Raw genomic sequence first — 619 nt, 5'->3', positions numbered from 1 at the left:
AGCCCGCGTTCCTCCAGGGCACGGATCGCCCCCGCCGCGATGCAGTCCGCCGCGGCGAAGACCGCGGTCACGTCGGGGCGACGGTTGAGCAACTCCATCATGGCGTCGTGGCCGCCCCCGATGTCGAAGTAGGAATGCTCGACCAGGTCGGGATCGGGGTCCTGACCCGCCTCCAGCATTGCCTGGCGCCAACCCTCCAGACGCGCCCCGGCGGGCATCGAGGGGGCGACCTCGTCCAGGGCGCCAGTGATGTGCCCGATGACCGTGTGCCCCAGCTCCAGCAGGTGCTGGGTGGCGATCAGACCGATCTCGACATCGTCGACACTGATGGAGGCCAGGGGCGGGTTCGCATTGCCCACCAGCACCACCGGCACGCCCAGGCTCTGCACACTCACGATCTCGGAGCCCACCAGGGGCAGGGAGATGACCAGGACGCCGTCGACCCGCCTCCGCAACGGGCCCACGTCGAGGTCGAGGTGGGGTTTGCCCCGCAGGTAGTCCACCGAATGCACCAGCGTCGTGAACCCCTTGGACTGCAAGCGACGCTGGGCGCCCTCCAGCACTGCCGAGGGGTACCACTCGTCGAAGTCCGGCAGGATCAGCGCCACCATGCCCGTGC

General features: G+C 69.3%; 1 protein-coding gene. It reads right to left on the bottom strand.

Annotated elements, in window-relative coordinates:
- Positions 1 to 619, bottom strand: a 619-nt coding sequence (locus FK530_RS24800; RefSeq protein WP_146489464.1) for a substrate-binding domain-containing protein, incomplete at both ends; no start/stop codon positions are given.

Source organism: Tsukamurella conjunctivitidis (assembly GCF_007858475.1).
In the GTDB taxonomy this organism is placed as follows: Bacteria; Actinomycetota; Actinomycetes; order Mycobacteriales; family Mycobacteriaceae; genus Tsukamurella; species Tsukamurella conjunctivitidis.
Note: the sequence above shows the minus strand (reverse complement) of the source record. Positions and strands in the feature narration are given on the sequence as shown.